This is a genomic window from Pseudomonas sp. TWI628 (genome assembly GCF_039673865.1).
Classification (GTDB): domain Bacteria; phylum Pseudomonadota; class Gammaproteobacteria; order Pseudomonadales; family Pseudomonadaceae; genus Aquipseudomonas.
Genome location: NZ_JBDJMM010000031.1, coordinates 31,003 through 46,064, shown reverse-complemented (window position 1 = coordinate 46,064; position 15,062 = coordinate 31,003). Strand labels below are relative to the sequence as shown.

Annotated in this window: 17 protein-coding genes and 1 pseudogene; 1 reads left to right on the top strand and 17 read right to left on the bottom strand. The window is 62.3% G+C overall.

Features of this window, described 5'->3' with window-relative positions:
- Window positions 1–248 precede the first annotated feature (248 nt).
- On the top strand, window positions 249–1,367 hold the full coding sequence (locus ABE528_RS22085; protein WP_346654066.1) for an LOG family protein: 1,119 nt from the start codon (window positions 249–251) through the stop codon (window positions 1,365–1,367).
- A 64-nt stretch (window positions 1,368–1,431) separates the two neighbouring features.
- On the opposite strand, the gene recX is transcribed toward ABE528_RS22085, so the two are convergent.
- The 17 genes and pseudogenes from recX to ABE528_RS22000 form a co-directional block, all read right to left on the bottom strand.
- The gene (gene recX, locus ABE528_RS22080) at window positions 1,432–1,902 is read right to left on the bottom strand and encodes a recombination regulator RecX (protein WP_152956420.1); all 471 of its coding nucleotides are present in this window, start codon (window positions 1,900–1,902) and stop codon (window positions 1,432–1,434) included.
- Between the two features lie 11 nt (window positions 1,903–1,913).
- Window positions 1,914–2,981: a recombinase RecA gene (recA, locus tag ABE528_RS22075; RefSeq protein ID WP_054883434.1), complete on the bottom strand. Its 1,068-nt coding sequence runs from the start codon at window positions 2,979–2,981 to the stop codon at window positions 1,914–1,916.
- Window positions 2,982–3,084: 103 nt separating this feature from the next.
- Window positions 3,085–3,567 carry a nicotinamide-nucleotide amidohydrolase family protein gene (locus tag ABE528_RS22070; protein WP_346654065.1) on the bottom strand — a complete coding sequence of 161 codons (483 nt, stop codon included), beginning with the start codon at window positions 3,565–3,567 and terminating at the stop codon, window positions 3,085–3,087.
- A gap of 82 nt (window positions 3,568–3,649) precedes the next feature.
- Window positions 3,650–4,141, bottom strand: coding sequence for a lysis system i-spanin subunit Rz (locus ABE528_RS22065; protein ID WP_346654064.1), 492 nt, complete (start codon window positions 4,139–4,141; stop codon window positions 3,650–3,652).
- A 5-nt stretch (window positions 4,142–4,146) separates the two neighbouring features.
- Window positions 4,147–4,695, bottom strand: coding sequence for a glycoside hydrolase family 19 protein (locus ABE528_RS22060; RefSeq protein WP_152956418.1), 549 nt, complete (start codon window positions 4,693–4,695; stop codon window positions 4,147–4,149).
- Between the two features lie 27 nt (window positions 4,696–4,722).
- The gene (locus tag ABE528_RS22055; protein ID WP_346654063.1) at window positions 4,723–5,757 is read right to left on the bottom strand and encodes a contractile injection system protein, VgrG/Pvc8 family; all 1,035 of its coding nucleotides are present in this window, start codon (window positions 5,755–5,757) and stop codon (window positions 4,723–4,725) included.
- A gap of 4 nt (window positions 5,758–5,761) precedes the next feature.
- A complete protein-coding gene (locus ABE528_RS22050; protein ID WP_346654062.1) occupies window positions 5,762–5,968 on the bottom strand; it encodes a tail protein X in 207 nt (68 codons plus the stop codon).
- Complete coding sequence (locus ABE528_RS22045; protein WP_152956415.1) at window positions 5,943–6,788, bottom strand: phage tail protein; 846 nt, start codon at window positions 6,786–6,788, stop codon at window positions 5,943–5,945. The genes ABE528_RS22050 and ABE528_RS22045 overlap by 26 nt, the downstream gene beginning before the upstream one ends.
- Before the next feature lie 9 nt (window positions 6,789–6,797).
- Window positions 6,798–8,462: a hypothetical protein gene (locus ABE528_RS22040; protein WP_346654061.1), complete on the bottom strand. Its 1,665-nt coding sequence runs from the start codon at window positions 8,460–8,462 to the stop codon at window positions 6,798–6,800.
- 125 nt (window positions 8,463–8,587) lie between these two features.
- Window positions 8,588–8,890, bottom strand: coding sequence for a phage tail assembly protein (locus ABE528_RS22035; RefSeq protein ID WP_346654060.1), 303 nt, complete (start codon window positions 8,888–8,890; stop codon window positions 8,588–8,590).
- A gap of 10 nt (window positions 8,891–8,900) precedes the next feature.
- Window positions 8,901–9,410, bottom strand: coding sequence for a phage major tail tube protein (locus ABE528_RS22030; protein WP_027920000.1), 510 nt, complete (start codon window positions 9,408–9,410; stop codon window positions 8,901–8,903).
- Between the two features lie 13 nt (window positions 9,411–9,423).
- Window positions 9,424–10,590, bottom strand: coding sequence for a phage tail sheath family protein (locus tag ABE528_RS22025; RefSeq protein ID WP_346654059.1), 1,167 nt, complete (start codon window positions 10,588–10,590; stop codon window positions 9,424–9,426).
- An 85-nt stretch (window positions 10,591–10,675) separates the two neighbouring features.
- Window positions 10,676–11,107, bottom strand: a complete 432-nt coding sequence (locus ABE528_RS22020; RefSeq protein ID WP_346654058.1) for a phage tail protein — start codon at window positions 11,105–11,107, stop codon at window positions 10,676–10,678.
- Window positions 11,108–12,454: 1,347 nt separating this feature from the next.
- A pseudogene (locus ABE528_RS22015) lies at window positions 12,455–13,252 on the bottom strand (phage tail protein); the annotation flags it as partial.
- Window positions 13,245–13,853 (bottom strand): phage tail protein I, encoded by a 609-nt coding sequence (locus ABE528_RS22010; protein WP_346654057.1) that lies wholly within the window; start codon window positions 13,851–13,853, stop codon window positions 13,245–13,247. The pseudogene ABE528_RS22015 and the gene ABE528_RS22010, both read right to left, overlap by 8 nt.
- A gap of 1 nt (window position 13,854) precedes the next feature.
- Window positions 13,855–14,736, bottom strand: a complete 882-nt coding sequence (locus ABE528_RS22005) for a baseplate J/gp47 family protein (RefSeq protein WP_346654056.1) — start codon at window positions 14,734–14,736, stop codon at window positions 13,855–13,857.
- The gene (locus ABE528_RS22000; protein ID WP_346654055.1) at window positions 14,733–15,059 is read right to left on the bottom strand and encodes a GPW/gp25 family protein; all 327 of its coding nucleotides are present in this window, start codon (window positions 15,057–15,059) and stop codon (window positions 14,733–14,735) included. The genes ABE528_RS22005 and ABE528_RS22000 overlap by 4 nt, the downstream gene beginning before the upstream one ends.
- Window positions 15,060–15,062: the final 3 nt, after the last annotated feature.

Below are 15,062 nucleotides of genomic sequence, written 5' to 3'. Positions count from 1 at the left end.
GAGGCTGGCCACAGGCCGACGAGTGGCCATCGTGTTCGCACCTGCACGATCAGGTGCAACGGTCTAGATTGATAGCGAAGGCCCGAAAAACGACAAGCTGGACAGACACCCCTGTACCACGGCCTTGAAGGCCTACTGCAATGCTCGGGATGCACACTCGAGTCACGGCAGCCAGCGACACACGTAGTGTCGCGGCCGAGCCACACCATCGGCCCGGTCAGAGGTTTTGCTGCAGAAGGAGACGTTGAATGCCTTACCAATCGAATGAACACCTGTTCAATCACTTCAGTGACCACGGCATCGACCTGAGCAACATCGACCAGCAGTTGCAGCTGGTCGCGCCAGGCAGCCCCAACCTGCCGCTGTACCGCGACATGATGCTCACCGTCTTGCGCATGGCCCATGACGACAGCGACCGCTGGAGCGCCAAGATCACCCTGCAGGCCTTGCGCGAACTGGACCACTCGTTCCGCATGCTCCAGCGCTACCGGGGGCGACGCAAAGTCACCGTGTTCGGCTCGGCACGCACCCCCGTGGAACACCCGATATACGCCCTGGCCCGTGAACTGGGGGCAACCCTCGCCCGCTCCGAGCTGATGGTCATTACCGGAGCTGGCGGCGGCATCATGGCGGCGGCCCACGAAGGCGCCGGCAGTGACCATAGCCTGGGCTTCAACATCACCCTGCCTTTCGAGCAGCACGCCAATGCCACGGTGGATGGCACCGACAAGCTGCTGCCCTTCCACTTCTTCTTCATTCGCAAGCTGTTCTTCGTCAAGGAAGCCGATGCACTGGTGCTTTGCCCCGGTGGCTTCGGCACCCTGGATGAAGCACTTGAAGTGCTGACACTGATCCAGACCGGCAAGAGCCCACTGGTGCCAGTGGTACTGCTGGACTCACCAGGCGGCACCTTCTGGCGCGATTGCCTGGCGTTCATCAGCCGCCAGCTCGAAGAAAACCGCTACATCCTGCCCAGCGACCTGAAGCTGCTGCGTTTGGTGCACAGCGCCGACGAGGCCGTGGAGGAAATCAACCAGTTCTACAGCAACTACCACTCCAGCCGCTGGCTGAAAAACCAGTTCGTGATCCGCATGCACCATCGGCTCAGCGAGGCTGCACTGCATGAAATACAGGAGGGGTTTGCCGACTTGCGCCTGAGTGGCCGGTACCACCAGCAAGCGGACAGCGGTGCCGAACACGAGGTGGGCAACTTCAGCCATCTGACGCGGCTGACGTTTGCCTTCAATGGCCGTGATCAGGGACGACTGCGGGAACTGGTCGACTTCATCAACTTGCCGGAAAACTGGGCCAAACCAGAACCGATGCATACCACCCAGCGGGCTCGGGAGGCGTTGAAGGTCAGCTGAAGGGCCATTTTCGTGATAAAGCAAATGGCCTCATCGCTGGTGTGCCGGCGATGAGGCCATTTGACTAGTAATCATCCAGATCCCGGCCACTGAGCAGCCTGCCGATCATGTCCATGGGGAAACCGCGGTAGGCAAGGAACCGGGTCTGCTGGGCGCGACTTCGTGGCTCCTGGGGGCGTTGCCCAGCGAATTTGCGCTGCCAGGTATCCCGCAACAGCGCCGCCCAATCCACTTCACTTTCACGCAGGGCCTGCTCGATATCACTTCGGTTCAGCCCGCGCTGGCCAAGTTCCTCGCGAATACGCGCAGGACCATAGCCGGCACTGGAACGGTATCGGATGAAACTTTCGAGATAACGGGCTTCGCTAAGCAACCCTTCTTCGGCGAGCCGATCGAGCGCGGGCTCGATCAGTTCATCCGGGGCACCGCGCTGACGCAACTTGCGCGTCAGCTCGACACGACCATGCTCGCGGCGCGCGAGCAGGTCCATGGCTGTCCGCCTGACGGCGACGGGGGTGTCGAGTACGGCGGACATACCAGCTGCTATCAATAACCGGCGTCGGCGTCTGCCATGTCGTCGGCATCGGCTTCAGCGGCTGCAGCCTTGCCAGCTTCGGCAACAGCGCCAGCCTTGAGCAGCTTCTCGCGAATCTGCTTCTCGATCTCGGCACCAATAGCCGGGTTCTCTGCCAGGTACTTGGCCGCGTTGGCCTTGCCCTGACCGATCTTGTTGCCCTGATAGGCGTACCAGGCACCGGACTTCTCCACCAAGCCTTGAGACACACCCAAGTCGATGATTTCGCCGTTGCGGTAGATGCCCTTGCCGTAAAGGATCTGGAACTCGGCCTGACGGAACGGTGGCGATACCTTGTTCTTGACGATCTTGACGCGGGTTTCGCTGCCGACCACTTCGTCGCCTTCCTTGACCGCGCCGGTGCGGCGGATGTCCAGGCGCACCGAGGCGTAGAACTTCAGGGCGTTACCACCGGTGGTGGTTTCCGGGCTACCGAACATTACGCCGATCTTCATGCGGATCTGGTTGATGAAGATGACCAGGCAGTTGGCGTTCTTGATGTTACCGGTGATCTTGCGCAGCGCCTGGGACATCAGACGGGCCTGCAGGCCGACGTGCATGTCGCCCATTTCGCCTTCGATCTCGGCCTTCGGCACCAGTGCAGCCACGGAGTCGACGATGATCACGTCAACAGCGTTGGAGCGCACCAGCATGTCGGTGATTTCCAGGGCCTGTTCGCCGGTGTCCGGCTGCGAGACCAGCAGGTCGTCGACGTTGACGCCCAGCTTGCCGGCGTATTCAGGGTCGAGGGCGTGTTCGGCGTCGACGAAGGCGCAGGTTGCGCCGTTCTTCTGGGCTTCGGCGATGACCGACAGGGTCAGCGTGGTTTTACCCGAGGATTCCGGGCCGTAGATTTCAACGATACGGCCTTTTGGCAGACCGCCGATGCCGAGTGCGATGTCCAGGCCCAGGGAGCCGGTGGAAATGGCCGGGATGCCTTGGCGCTCGTGGTCGCCCATGCGCATGACCGCGCCTTTGCCGAATTGGCGTTCGATTTGACCCAGGGCCGCAGCCAAGGCGCGCTTCTTGTTGTCGTCCATTGAAATCCTCACGTGTTCGACTTGGCCCTGACGGCCGGAATACCTGTATAAGTAGCCAGTATTATTCCACAGGCAAGCGCGCGAGCAAACCCCTGTCGTCGATTTACTCGGCACCAAGCTGTAACAAGCCGTCTAACGCGGCGATCACCGTCTGTCGGCGCACCGCTTCGCGGTCACCGTCGAAGTGCCGGCGCTCACTGCAGACGTGGCTGCCATCGGCCCAGGCGAGCCACACGGTCCCCACCGGTTTGGCCGGCGAACCGCCGTCCGGCCCGGCCACGCCACTGACGGCCACGGCAAAGCGTGCACCGCTGGCGGCCTGGGCCCCACGGGCCATGGCCTCGACCACCTCCTGGCTGACCGCGCCAACCTCGGCGAAGAGCGCCTCGGGGACGTTCAGCTGGCGGGTTTTCTGGGCATTGGAATAGGTCACGTAACCGGCTTCGAACCAGGCCGAGCTGCCGGGCACACGGGTGATGGCCTCGGCGATGCCACCGCCGGTGCAGGATTCGGCGGTGGTTACCTGGGCGTTGAAGCGGCGCAGGTGTTCGCCGAGGCGGGTGGAGAGGGCGGTGATCGGGTCCATGGGTGGGTTCCTTGAGCGGGTGGGGACACCGTAGCATCTGGTGAAAGGGAGTGGGATGGGCAGAATTCTACGGCGCCATGTTTTAGTCTGGCGTGCACCCTGGATGCATGCCCCGCACCTCCCGTACATAATCCTGACAAGCCCGCAACGCAATCAACCCCCGGTCACCTTCATCGGTAATGGCGATAATTCGTCGAGCATGCGCTGGCTCAAGCCCGGCGCGTACGGTTGCATGATCCACGCTGCCGGCGCTGGCGGCGGCAGGCACTGCGTTACAGACGGTTTCGCGCTCGACCAGGACCGACAGGCGCAGATCGGCAGTAGCAAGACGATCACGCAGGCGAGCCTGAGACTGTTGCGCATCGGAAAGCTCCTTGTAATGACGGGTTTCACTTTGTTCCAGACGTTGCTCAAGTGCCCGGCGCTGCCCGCGTTCGGCGAACAGCCGGGCAGCCTCGGCAGCAGCCTGTGCTTGCGCCAGCTGCGCCAGTTGCCGCCCGTAGCGCCAGCCCTGCACTTGCCAGGCCAGCGCTGCGGACAACATCAACAGCAATACACCAAGACCAAGCTGCATTCGGCTCAACACAACACCTCGCGCGCACGTGCCCAAAGCTTGAGACGATCCTCCAGCCCATTGAGCCCACCATTGATATGACGCGTGATGCGGTTGAACTCACCGCGGTCAGCCAAGGCATTAAGCCCACGCGAATGCCAGAACCACGCCGCCGACTCGCAGGCCCAGCGCGGTTGTTCGAGCAATTGCGGTTGCGCCAGCAGGCGCTCGTCGCCAAACAGTGCGCGGCTGCAGGCCTGGTAGTTGTTGCGCCCGGTCACCTGGATCAGGCCGCGCCCGCAGTACAGCTGGCCATCGCCATCGGCCTGCGGCGTATTGCCCAGGCGCAAGGCCAGGTTGCCGGTGTCGTAGCGTGCCAGGTAGCGGTCACTGCCCAGCTCCTTCACGTAACGGAACTGGCCGGACTCATGGCCGACCTGGGCGATGAACGCCGCCACCCGCTTGGGGTTGTCGATTTCCCAGCGCGGCAGGGTGACGTTCAGTGCCGAAAGAAAAACGCCCGCAACGGGGCGGGCGTTCGGCAAAATCTGTAGCAATTGCATTTCAGTGAGCATGTCTGCACTCCTTCCCTGTATCGTCCTTCAAGCCTTGATCGCGGCCTGTCGACGGGGCGCTGCCCCCTTGGCCTGTACCTTGCCCGCCTTGCCGCCATTGCCCTGCACCGTGGTGCGCCAGCCCGAGGCGGTGAACACCTGCTCCACCGAATCGATCTGGTATTGCCCGTCGAGGCCATCGACAAAGCCCTGCAGGTCGATGCTGCGTTCGGCGAACAGGTCGGTACGCCCCGGCAGGTCCAGGCGCACCTGGGCAGTATCGCGGTTGAAACTGGCCAGGCGCGCCTTGGCCGCCTGCTCGGCGGCAGCGCGGTTGGGGTAGAGGTGACGGTCGGTATGCGCCGGCCGCTGGCCGTCAACAGCCTCAGCGTTGACCAACTCGACGGTCTTCGACTCACCACCGGCAACGTCTTGATAACGGGTGCGCACGGCTTTGCGCGCCGCTTTGTCATCCAGCCGGAAATGCCACTGGCTGACCTCGTTGCGGGCGATGCCGACCATGCCCAGGGGTTTGCCGCTGGCGCTCTGCCCGGCCTGGCGCGGCAGCACCAGCAATTGCCCATCGGCGAGCTTGGCGGTGCAGTCGTACTGGCGGGCCAGGCGCGTGATGAAATTGAAATCCGATTCGTTGTACTGATCGACCCGCGGCACCTGCACAAGCACCGGGCAGACCATCTGCCAGCCATTACGCGCGCCGATTTCGGCGACGATGCGCTGCAGCGGCACGGCCTCCCAGCTGCCACTGCGAATGGTCCTGCCACTGCCGCGCAGGTCACTGGCCTTGCCGCGAATTACCAAGGTATCGGGCGGGCCGGACAGTTCGACCTCATCGACGGTATAACGCCCCAGCCGGGTCAGCGGCTGGCCGGCGTATCCCAGATGCACCTCGATCAGCGCACCGCGCGCCGGCAACGCCACAACGCCGTCACGGGCGTCAATGCGCAGCTCGAAATCATCCGACTCCATGCCTGGTTTGTCGGTGGTGCGCAGCAGCAACAGGCGGTCATTGATCAGCGCAGTAATGTCCTTGCCATCGGCCTGGATGCGAAATACGGGTTGCATGGCATCAGTCCCACAACTGCACGGCGTTGGCCGAGACCAGCGCCAGCGTCGGCAAGCGGAGCGTCACACCACTGCGAAACGGCTGGGCCTCGTCGGCCAGCCCCTGGTTGGCTTGCAACACTGCCTCGACGCTGCCGTCGAGGTGCCCGTAATAGTGGTGACAGAGGGTATCGAGCACATCGCCCTCAGACGTTTTGCAGGTCTTGTCCATAGCTGACGAACTCCAGTGAGAAACCTTGTTTGCGGGGAATGCCGCCGGCCAGCAAGGCGCCCTGTTCTTCCTCGATGCTGGTCAGGCACCAGGTGCCGAGCACTTCGCCGTAACCTGTGGTCAGCGACAGCGGCAGCAGCTGGCGACCGATGCCGCGCAGCGCCTGCAACTGGCCCAATCCGCCCTTGAAGCCAGGGAAGATCGCACCACGAATGCTGATGCTTTCTTCGCCCAGGCTCACGGCCTGTTGGGCGTTCTCGCGGCTCAAGCGCTCTTGCCCGGCCCAGCGAAACCGCGTTTGCCGGCGCAGCTGGTCGAAGGCGGCGGTATCGAGGTTGAAGTAGTACGGCGCAGCGTTGGCCTTGAGCGGCTGCAGTACCAGCAGGTGCGGGAACGGCTTGATCGCTTCTGCCGCCGGGGTAACCTGCGGCGCAAAGCCAAACGTCGAGAGCACACCGTTGGCGACCGAGCGCACATCGCCGATCACCCGCCGAATGGCCGCTCCGGCCTTGCCCAGGTGTTCGGCGAAGGCATCGACGCGGTCGCGCACCTTGCGCACCACGTCGAGGGTCTGGTCATACTTGGCAATCACCTTGTCGACGCGCTGCTTGGCCGAATCAATGGCGCGCATCGTGCGTTGCAGGCGCCTGCCGATTTCCGGGCCGATCCATGGCAGGGCTTCGAGTTCGCTGGCCGCCTCCTTGGCATGGCCAACCGCCTGGTTCATCGGGTCGAGCATGGCGTCGGCACGCCGACGCCCCTCCTCGCCCGCCTTGACCAGTGCATGCAGGCCGCCTTGCAACTGTTCCAGGTAGGTCATGGGTCCTCCTCATGGCTGTGGTTGATCGGCCATCTGCACCGAACGCGCCTGACGCATCAGGTCGTCAAGCACGCGGCGGGCGATGGCTTCCAGTTGTTGCAGGGTGGTCGGGTCGTCGAAGCTGTTGTTGAAGGTCACCGGCATGTTGGCGGTGAAGGTGAATTGCTGGTTGATCGGGGCTGGCAATGCTGCGCTGGAGGGCGCAGACGACGGCGACTGCTCTGCGACGGATCGCACTGGTTCAGGCTCCGAGTGCTTGCCAGCAGGGCTGTTCTCAATGCCAAGTCCTGTACCCAGAGCCTTGCCAAACCACCCGCCAAGGCTCTCGCCACCCATACTCCCCAACGCCCCGCCGAGCAGGCCGCCTATTGCCGTACCGATCACGGGCACCACCGAGCCGATCGCGGCACCGACAGCCGCGCCAGCCAAGGTGCCGCCCAGCCCGCCGACCGCACTGCCGTAGCCTTGCATCTTCTGCACAGGGGTGGCATCACTGCGGTAGGTCTGCACCAGTTGCATGGAAGTATCCAGCAGCGCACCGACAGGCACGCGCTTGAACAGGCTCTTGGCTGCACCTGGAGGGCTGCTGCGCACCTGCGTAAGGGGGGGGAAAGCAGAGCCAAATCCGAAGCCCTGCCCTGGAGAACCAGCAGCAGCGATACTTGCCAGCATGCTGAATGCGCCGGAGAAAGCAGGACCGGGGGAGCTCGGTACTCGCGTAGCGAGCATCTCCTGTACATGCTCGACGGTCTTGCCTTCCGCGCGATGCGCGGCATATTCAACAGCGGGGTCTGCGTCGACGACTGTCGCTGCCGATGTGCCTTGCGCCGGCCGATCGGGATTGTCCTGATACATCACCAGATCAAACAGGTGCCCACCGATCAGTTCACCTGCCCATTCACCTAGGTGGCCACCGACAATGCCGGCGAGCTCCTGAACTTCCGTGTTCTTGCTGAATACCGCCCCTATCGAAGCGCCCAGGAGAGTACCGCCCAACTCCCCGGTGGCCGCACCAATACCCTTGGCCTTGTCCTCGGGCGTCTTGCCGTCAAACCAGGCCTTGGTCGCCGAAATGCCAGCGTTGAACGTGCCTGATTTCAATCGACTACTGATTGCAGCCTGTGCGCGCTGCTGCTTTTCGGCTGGCAAACGACGGCCAACCTCATAGGCCATGCGTGTCCCCACAATCGCGCCAACGCCCAGCACCGACGCGGCGACCTTGATACTCTCAGCGGTCGACCTGCGATTCCGCGAGGGTTTCTCGGACGAAGCATCAGACGCCGTGGGGGCCGGATCGCTTGCGCTTTTCGGCGCTACACCTTGCTGCTGCCCTTGCAGGGTCAAAGGTTTGAGCCGAGCCAGCCCAGCAATTACTCGATCCAGTAAAAGATAATGCTGACGCAGGCGCTCTACTTCGTCCGCTTCGATGCCCAGCCGGGCGATCTGGTCTTCGTGTTGCTGCTCCTGGTCCAACGCCAGCTGGCGTTCGACCTGGCGTACCTTGCCGAGCTCCAACCCCAGGCGGATCACCTCGCCGATAAGCCGGCCCAGCCGGGTGCCGTCGGCCTGCCTGCGCAGGCGTTCGACATCCCGGCGCAGCTGCTCGATGGCAAGGCCCAAGGGGTTGATGACGGTGACGCCGAGCCCGGGGGTGAACACCTGTGTGTTCGCCATAGGTTCCTCCTTGTCACGGTGCGAGCCACCAGACCATGTCGCCGTACGACATGGTCATGATTTCGCTCGCGGAAAAGTTCAGCTCCTTGGCCAGCCGCTTGGCTGCGGCCTTCTGCCGGGCCGGGTCAAAGTTCGTCGTCCTGCACCAGGCGAAAATAGCCGCTTTGCAGGCGGCCATAATCCTTCAGGGCAAGGCCTTCGAGGTCCTTGATACCAACCTCGACCAGCGACGCGAACAGGTTCAGCTCACGCTGCTCGTCATCAGCGGCACCACCGGCCTGGGCATTGCGGATATCGCGCACAGTCGGTGCCCGCAGCGTCAGGCTGTCGACCTGCACGCCGTTGGCTTCGCAGGGGCGCGACAAGCGCACGGTGACGCGGTCGGCACTGAGGGTCAGCCATTGCGGCTGCTTTTTCGCTTGAGCCATGGTCGCCTCCTTACAGGCCGAGCGCAGCGCGCTGGGCGGCCAGCTGATCGACGCCATCGATCACGCGCTTCATGCCCAGTGCATCGATCTCGTAGATCAGGCGGCCATCGACTTCGAGCTTGTAGTAGGTCAGGCCAACGCTGTGCTTGATCTCGGCCTTGTCGCCGGACTTCCAGTCGCCCATGTCGATTTCCTTCAGGGTGCCACGCAGGGTGACCACCACCGGGTTGATCTTGCCCTTCAGGCCCTTGAAGGCGCCGCGGAAGGTACCGTTGAAGCCGCTGCCATCGGCCAGGCCGAAGAATTTCAGTGCTTCACGGCGCACGCCAGTGGTGGTGAACGCGGCCTCCTGTTTCTCCATGCCCAGGTCCATCTCGACCGGCATGTCCATGCCGCCGGGGCGGTGTTCTTCCATCTTCAGGGTGAGTTTGGGCAGGGTCAGGCTGGGTACATCGCCCTGGAAGCTGACGCCATCGACGAACAGGTTCAGGTTGGCCAGGGTTTCGGGAATCATTGCCATGTGGATGCGCTCCTTAAGCGGCGGAATCGAGGACTTCGGTCAGCCACTGGTTAGTGACTTCAACGCGGAAATTGGGGTTTTCGGCAGGCGGCACGTCGGTGAAGCGGATGTTCCAGTACACCTTGCCCTGCTCGAGCTGGCTGGCCGTGTTCAGCTCCGGGTCGGCGAAGACCTCGAAGTTGATGATTGCGCCCTGGTTCTTCAGGTCGCGCATGAAGGCCTGCAGGCCTTCGGTGACGTCTTTGACGTAGGTGGCAGTGATGGCGCGGTCGACGGCCCACTTGTGGCCGTAGAGGATCGCGTCCATGACGATGTCCATGGTCCGCACACGGGTGACGAAAGCCCATTTCGGGTCGCTGGACAGGGTGCGGTTACCCCACAGGCGGAAGCCGTCGTCGCGGATGATGGTGGCGATGTTGGCGTTGTTCAGCAGGTTGGCGCGGCAGCTGTCGTCGCCATCGAGGAACTCCACCGGGCGGACGGTGCCGGTGATGCCGACGAACTCCTTGTTCGACGGCGAGGCCCAGAAGCCGTATTCGCTGTCGGTCCAGGCGAACAGGCCGGCAACCCAGGCCGAGCCCGGTGCGTCGACGGTGGCGTCCTCGCCGTTGTCCCAGTACCGCACACCCGGGTCGACCAGGAAGGCGCGCTTGGCGCCGAAGTTCTTGGCGTAGTCGATGGCCGCCTCGTCGGTGGTGTTGGGGCCGTCGATGATGGCGATGCCGCGCAGCTTGTCGGCCAGGGCTACCAATGCGGTGCCGACCGCCTGGGTGGCGCTGTGGCGTGGCGCGACCAGCAGACGCGGCTGGGCGTTGAAACGGCTCTTACCGTCGAGCAGCGCCTGCAAGCCGGTGCGTTTGCCATCGGCCTGAACGCTGCCGATGATCGCGGCGGTTTGCTCGGCGGCATCTTCGAGCTTGGCTACACCGCAGGCGACGATGACCGCCTTGGCGCGGGTGTAGATGGCGCGGCAGGCCTTGGTGATGGCGGCGTTTTCGCCGAAGGCGGCGACGGCTTCGCGCTCGCTGGTGATCAGAACAAGGTCGTTGGCCTTGGCCGTGACACCAGCACCTTCGGTGAAGGTGTCGACCAGGCCGATGATCGAGGAAGACGGCAGCGCGATGCTGCGGGCGCCGGTGTCTACGTTGGTCACGGTGACGCCGTGAAAAAATCCGCTCATAAATTCTCCAGATGTGAAAAGGCCCTGCGGTGCAGGGCCTGGGTAGGTTTAGCCAGATGTAAAAACGCCCCGGCAGTGCGAGGCGTCATTCGGTATAGAGATTGATCCAGCTGGGCGGTTGTGGCCGCTGCTGAGAGTCGGGGAAAGCTTCGGACTGGGGCCAGTCGCGCAGCACTTGTAGATAAGTCAGCAGCTCGGTAAAGCAATCATCGCTCATTGTGGTTGCTCGCCTAAGTTCCTGCTCGTCTCGGTGTCGGTCGCGCAGCCACTGCCACGTCGACAACTCACCATCGCGCCATTGACGCTCCATGATCGCGAGCTCTACATCGGTTGGTGCCGGCCGATCTATCAATAAGGGAACACCATCATCGCCCCACTCAATCATCTTGTTGTTTTCAGGGCCAGCGATGATTTCCGCGTGAAGCCTTGGGGTAATCACCACTGCATCGTCGGGAATAACTGAATTAATGGCGTCGTCGTAAAACCCGCGTGTCGACTTAGAGCTAAAAATGGCCATAGGTAATCCTTCTGATTAATAGCCGATAGCGAATAGCGTTATTGCGTCGCCACCAGAAGCCAGGGCGCTAGCAAGGTTCGCCGTAGTCTGGTTTACCGGGTGGGCACCTACCGCATACATCGTCGAACCAGAGCCAACCCCATCTTGGGTGGCAAACACCCTTAATGCTACGTTGGGAAATGCGATGGGAAAAGTCCAGGTGCCGGTGCCATTGTTCGTAACGCCAGTACCCCATTGAACGATCAGACCACTAGGCAGCTTCTGATAGCCATTTGCAGACAGCAGGGCGCCAAACAAAGAAGAGTCATGGGTCAGAGAGGCGTTACCAGCTATGAACCATAGACTGCCCGCGGAGATAAAGATTATATTGCTGTTGGCACCAACTTCTACTGAGCTCTCCGCGACCTTTGCGGTATTAACATAGATTACGTCAGCCCCTTGACTTCTAATGGTGGAGGTATTGCTAGACCGGATGTAGACAACCGAACCAGTTGGCACGCTTGAAAGTAGAGGAAGTGTGATATTAGTTGCACCGGTATTCAAGTTGATCAGCGAGTTGACGCGGGAGGCAACGATTGTCTGGCCTGCGGTCGTATAGGCATAACCATTTTGATATCCGCCAATCGCCCGCTGTACGAATGCCGTAGTGGCAAGCTTGGTCGTCGCGTCGAACTGATCTGGCGTAGGGGCTGCCGTAACACCAGTAAAGGCCGGGCTCGCTAAAGGTGCGGCTCCGATGGCAGACAGCGCCGCAGCCGACGTAGAAGTGGCCAAAAGGTTTTTGATTACTGGCGCTACGTTGACGCTCGTGTAAGGCGTTACCCAAGCCCCCCAAACACCCTGATATCTGCTTCGGGTTTTGATGCCGCTGTTCAAGCTATCGGCACTATAAGGGAATGCAACCTGTGTAAGGCTTCCGCTGCTGTAAACCAGTACAAGGCAATACCAGTAAGAAACCTCGGTACCTGGGCTGTTCGGTGCATTGCGTGACAAGATCTTTGCATTCCAACCTGCAGCTACAATGCTATTCCAGTCAGTGAAATCATCTGTGTTAGTAAACACCGGCCCAGATGCAGATATTGCCGCTGCTACAAAGGCCGTCGTTGCGAGCTGGTTGGTATTGGTCCCAGCAACTGGGGTTGGCGCTGTCGGCAGGCCGGTCAGCGCCGGGCTTGCCAATGGCGCCTTGAGTTCTAAGACAGTGTCGATCTGAGTGCTGGTATACACGTCAGTCAACCCGTAACCAGCTACCGTGGTCGGGTTGGTGGCCGCGGTTACCCGCCCGCAGGCATCAATCGTCACGCTACGGAAAGTGCCGGGGGTCACTCCGGTGCGTCCAAAAGCCATTTCAAACGCTAGGGCGGTGATACCCAGGTTAATCGGTGCATCGGTCACCAGCTGCCATGCGCTGTCAGCGTTGACAGTACCGCGCTCAACCAACACCAGCATGCCCGGCGTCACCTTGGCACTGGTATCCGCATCAGCGCAGCGGGTCCATGCACCGTTCGCCACCACCAGATACAGACCATTGTCCTTGGCTGCGGTCTGGTTCTTTACCAACACCCGCGCCCCTGCAGTAAGCGCCACGCCATCGATCGTCTGCAACCCGGCCAAGGCAATATTCGCCGTAGTCGCCGCCAGCACAGAATGCTTGAAGTCTTGCTTCGCCAACTCTTCGGTAACCCACTCCCGAGTAGCCAGCACCACCGCCGGATCAATCTTCAGCTGCACATTACTGGCGCTGCTCACCACCAGGTTCATCCGCACCACCTGGGTACGCCCCGAGCCCTGGCTCAACAACGGTTTATAGGTCGGCGCACAGTTGGCCACGGCGACCATGTCGCCATCGGCATCATAAAGCGCAATCTCGCGGATCCACTTGCCGCCGACATCCGCCGGAATGACCTGCTCGGCAATGATGATCGCGCTGTTCTTGTCATCCACCTTCAGCTGGTTCAACGGCGCGCGGCGCCATTCGTTGATCAGGCTGGTCTGGCTGGCGTTGGGGGTGGGGTCGCTGCCGTTGGCGTCGCCGACACCCATCTGGGTGATTTTCCAGGCAATGCCCAAGGCATCGGCATTGGCCTGTTTCGCCGCGCCCACATTGGTGAGGATGGCGTAGAACTGAGAAGTCTGGTCAACCATGTGCAATGTCCAAGGTATCGATTGTATGTTCACGGCCGCCCCGGCCTACAACGCCCATGACTTCGATGTCACGTGGCGTCAGCGGGTAGATGTCCAGTTCGTCGCCGTCCTGGATCGCGCAGCCGACATGAATGGCGCCTCGGCTTTCGAGGCTTATCACCAGCCCGGTCAGGTGGCGGCTGACTGGCCGGGCGTCATCGATCAGCGATGACAGTTCCTGGTAGGTGCTTTCGCTGATGCCCGCATCGGAAACGCCGATCTTCAGGGCGAAGGTGCCCGCCTGTGCGGGCGGTGTGGCTTGCCACCACTCCTCCACCTCGATCAGGTAGCCGAACGGCTCCACCACACGCCTGAGCGCACCGAGGGTGCCTTTATGGGCGTGGACGAAGAACGCCGAGCGGATCACCGAACGCTTGATCTCGTCGCTCCAGCTGTCTTCCCAGCGGTCCACCGACCACGCCCAGGCCAGGTGATAAAGCAGGTGCGCGGGGCAGCTGTCCGGGCTGTAGAGCCGGCGCAGGCTGACTTTCAGGTCCTCATCGGCCGCCACCTCGATGGCCCGCTCCAGTGCGCTGCGGTTGAGCGGCAACAAGCTGTGCATGTCAGCCACCCCGCTTGAGGGTGTAGCCCGTGCACCAGGCTGCCTGAGCCTTGCTCGGGCGGATGTCGGCCCAGCCGCTCAACTCGACCCGGCTGACACCGTCGATATGCAGCTGGGCATCGATGCCCGAGCGGGCCACTTCCACGCCCAGGCGACGCCGTGGGTTGATCCAGGCCTCGAGACGGCGCTGGCACTCGGTGAGAATCGCCTCGTATTCAGGACCGCTGTCGGCCAGGTACAACACAGCATCGATGCGATAAGGCAGAATTTCAGCGCTGCGCACATTGACCCGATCAGCGACCGGACGAACATCGTCATCATTAAGGTACGTCGCTACCTGCGCCAGCAGCTCGGCACTGGCCTGGCCATTGCCTTCCAGGCCCAGCACGGTGACATCCACCACGGCCGGCGACGGGCTTTCAGCGGTGGCGTCAGCCACCTGCCCTGAAGCGTTGCGGGCATGCAGGATGTAACTGTTGCGTGGGCCGGCAGTGGTCAGGCCTTCGTAGACCAGTTGTACCCGCTCACGCAGGGCATCGTCCGACTCCAGCAAGGCCTCGACGGTCGGGACGCTGGCCAGGTCCTCGGCCTGGATCACCAGGCGCTGCAGGCTGACATTGGCCGCCAACTGGTCCAGGTCACTGCCCTGGGCGTAGGCCAGCAGCAACGCCTTGGCGGCATCGTTGATGCGGGCCCGGTTGAGCAGCTTGCGGTAGGCGCCGACTTCCAGCAGCTTGGTGACCGGGTCGCTCTCCAGATTGGCGGTCCAGGCGTCGCCCAGGTAAGCGCGGAAGGTGTCCAGATCGGCCTGATAGAGGGCTTCGTAGTCGAGGTCCTCCAGCAGCTGAGGTGCTGGCAGTTGTGACAGGTCGACCTGGCTCATACGCTCACCTCCACCATGGCTTCGTCGCCCAGATAGCGGCCACTCAAGGCCAGGCTGACCTGGCCGTCGAGCACGGCGACGACCTTGACCCGCTCCAGTTGCAACCGTGGCTCCCAACGGCCCAGTGCGCGCGCCACTTCGGCCTGCACGGCACTCTTCCAGCCTTCGTTGACCGGCAAGTCGACGAAGCGTCGCAACTGGCTGCCGTATTCCGGGCGCATGCGGCGGCTGCCCAGCGGGGTGCTGAGGATGTCTTCGATGGACTGGCGCAAATGATCGATGCCGGAAAGCGGCTGGCCGCTGCGGCGGTCCATACCGATCATGGT